The sequence below is a fragment of the Coleofasciculus sp. FACHB-712 genome, assembly GCF_014695635.1.
Lineage (GTDB): Bacteria > Cyanobacteriota > Cyanobacteriia > Cyanobacteriales > FACHB-T130 > FACHB-T130.
This window is the reverse complement of record NZ_JACJOQ010000686.1, coordinates 1-2,944: the sequence shown is the minus strand read 5'-3', so window position 1 is coordinate 2,944 and position 2,944 is coordinate 1. Positions and strand designations below refer to the sequence as shown.

Below are 2,944 nucleotides of genomic sequence, written 5' to 3'. Positions count from 1 at the left end.
AAGCCAGCAGCTCAATCGGCTTATGTGATGGATGAATTTATTAAAGATGTTGAAGGGGTAATTCAGGGACTCGGATACTCTAGCTGCGTGCTGGTGGGTCATGACTGGGGGGGTGCGATCGCTTGGAATTTTGCCTACTCATACCCCACGATGGTGGACAAGTTGATTGTCCTAAATCTGCCCCACCCCGCCAAATTTGCCGAAAATATGCGTAATCCCCAACAACTATTACGCAGTTCCTATATCTTCTTTTTTCAGCTACCGTGGCTACCAGAATTACTCTTACAATCCTTCGATTACCAATCGATCGAAACGGCTATCACGGGTATGGCTGTTAATAAGAATGCCTTCACAAAAGCCGATCTGGATGCCTACAAACAAGCTGCGGCAAAACCCGGTGCCCTAACAGCCAGCCTGAACTATTATCGCAATCTTTTTCAGCAGAGAATGCTTAGTCAAGATTGGAGTATTCTCCAGGTTCCTACGCTAATGATTTGGGGAGAGCAAGATACTGCACTCGGTAAAGAGCTGACTTACGGAACTGAAGCGTATGTCAAAGACTTGACGATTAAATACATTCCCGACTCTAGCCATTGGGTGCAGCAAGAGAAACCGCAACTGGTCACTCAATATATGCGAGAGTTCCTTGCAGCTACGAGCATCTGAGCGATAGCTTATTTTGTAACTTTTCAGATTGGCTAACTTTGTTGCTGATATTAGCTTTCAAGGTGCCAATCAAGAGGCTGAAGCTGCTTTTTAAAGTCTAGGCAGCTCCAGCCTCAAAACGACAGATTGCCAATCTATCAACAATATTACCTTAGTCTTCATCTAACAGTGATCGCGTTTTTCTAGTGGGATGGGTTCGCTTACTTTTCGGGGCATCAAGAGGTTCCATCAATGCCAAAATGTACAAAATAATCTACAGAGTGAGAGCATAACTGCTTCGGAGGAGACTAAAAACTATGGGTATGCCTTGTGAAGTTAATAGCATTTTGAAACTTAATCCATCCCAAGGCTATCCAGAACAGCTAAAGGTGGCATCACAACATCAAGCTTCTAAAGATGGCTACAGAATTATACCTGTAGATGTATCCATTCCTCTAGTTGATGAAAATTGGGTTTACTATGCAGATATTGTTATCCGTAAACTTACTTGGGAGAACCATAAGACGACCATTACTTTTGAAATAACCAAAGTTCATAACATACCTTTTTCAATTAAATAACCTTAATAGATAAGAGTAATTTTATGAAAATTTCTAGAACTCGGTTGGGGAAAATTTTAACTATGGAATTTAGGTACTTTAGGAGAAAATTTCGAGCTTATAAATTTTTCCTCTTCGTGCTTTTACTGCTTCAATTAATTGTTATTAGCTTAGGGGCTGTGCAAGCTTTTTTTCTGAATGATTACAGTATAATTCCGCAAGATTGGACTTTCTTTAAAAAGCCTACGAATGCCAGAACTATCTCTATTGTATTTATCATAATTTTATATTTTTTAATTTGGATTGCTGATAGCATACAACAATCAAAAGAATTCACAGATTTATCTCTTGCAATTAAAAACTATACTATCCTGAAACTGAAGTTAAGTTAAAAAGCCTTATAAATAGAATTTTTAAACAAAAGTATAATCTCAGCGATGATGTTCGTTCCTCCATTTTTATACCCGTTAGAGTGGGATTTTGTCAATGGTGTCTCCAGATGGTTTGTCGAACTGACAATATAAAGGAAAAAGAACTAGATGCTCTTTTTGCCTTTAATGAGGGTGTTTTAGGGTATACTTTTATGAGAGCCAAAAAGTATCATGTGGAATTTCTTGATGTATCAGTTAAACAGAATCTTCCTAGTACATACGTACCTCTTAACCAAGACAATAAAAATCTAATTGAGCAAAATATTAAAGCAGTTACGGTGCTTTCTTTTTATCAAGGAAATTCAATAACAGGTCTGTTGGCAATTGACACTACTAATGATGCAGACTTTCAGGCACTACAAAATATAGACTTACATAGTGATGCTGTTAATTGGATGCGCTCTAGAAAGCAAGATATAGAACTGCTTTGGAGAATGAAAAATAATGTCTAACAAAGCATCAGAAGGAGACGAAAAAGAAATTGATCGGGAACCACCAAGAGAGATTGAGCAGGAAGCTGGCAAGAAACTTGAACTCTTAGAAGTAAAGAAGGATGGAAGCGCTAAAACCTTCGTTTATAGAGATCCTGACCAAGGAAATAAGCGTGAAGGCTTGTGGACTAGACTCTTAGGAAAAAAATCCAGAAGCATTGAATAGTTACTCTAATTAGTTCAACTAAAAAAGTATTGTGGTAATTTGCAAAGTTTGCAAAAATCATAAAACACGGCTGAAAAGCCTTCTCTACCGAACAAATTGAAATTGAAAAAAGCATCTTACCTTTCGGTCATAGTGCAGAGCAAGCGCAATTAGTAGCGATCGCTCTCCACTATTATTTTTCCTCAATTCCAAAAAAGCCATCTGAGCTAGAGGTGCGATCGCATCCTCCACTCTCCTTCCCTTCCCATCCTGCAAAAACAAGACACAATAGTTAACAGACTTGCCTAGAGCATCTAAAATCAAAGATTGCCCCTAAAAGTTCCTTACCATGTCCTCAGATGATATCCGCGCCACGCGGTTAGAGAAAGTCGAACAGCTAAAGCAACTGGGAATGAATCCCTATGCTTACCAGTGGGAATCCAGCCACCATGCAGCGCAATTGCAGGAAAAATACGCAGATTTGCCAAGCGGTGAAGAAGTAGAAGTAGAAGTCGCCATTGCTGGACGCATTATGGCGCGTCGCGTCTTCGGCAAACTCGCCTTCTTTACCTTGCAAGACGAAACTGGCTCGATTCAGCTGTATCTGGAGAAGAAAAGAATCGATGAAGGGATGGCGGATGTCCCGGATGCCTTTAAACACCTAAAGGATCT

The 2,944-nt window shown here is 39.6% G+C and carries 5 protein-coding genes; all 5 read left to right on the top strand.

The features are described 5' to 3' along the window. Nucleotides 1-666 (top strand): alpha/beta hydrolase (locus H6F50_RS25685; protein WP_190430886.1); only part of this gene is annotated, 666 nt, incomplete at its 5' end. Between the two features lie 296 nt (nt 667-962). Then, a complete protein-coding gene (locus H6F50_RS25680) occupies nt 963-1,226 on the top strand; it encodes a DUF2584 family protein (RefSeq protein ID WP_190430885.1) in 264 nt (87 codons plus the stop codon). A 478-nt stretch (nt 1,227-1,704) separates the two neighbouring features. Continuing rightward, complete coding sequence (locus H6F50_RS25675; protein ID WP_190430884.1) at nt 1,705-2,088, top strand: hypothetical protein; 384 nt, start codon at nt 1,705-1,707, stop codon at nt 2,086-2,088. Then, the gene (locus H6F50_RS25670) at nt 2,081-2,293 is read left to right on the top strand and encodes a hypothetical protein (protein WP_190430887.1); all 213 of its coding nucleotides are present in this window, start codon (nt 2,081-2,083) and stop codon (nt 2,291-2,293) included. The genes H6F50_RS25675 and H6F50_RS25670 overlap by 8 nt, the downstream gene beginning before the upstream one ends. Before the next feature lie 328 nt (nt 2,294-2,621). Further along, on the top strand, nt 2,622-2,944 hold a 323-nt coding region (locus H6F50_RS25665; RefSeq protein WP_242029210.1), incomplete at its 3' end, for an OB-fold nucleic acid binding domain-containing protein.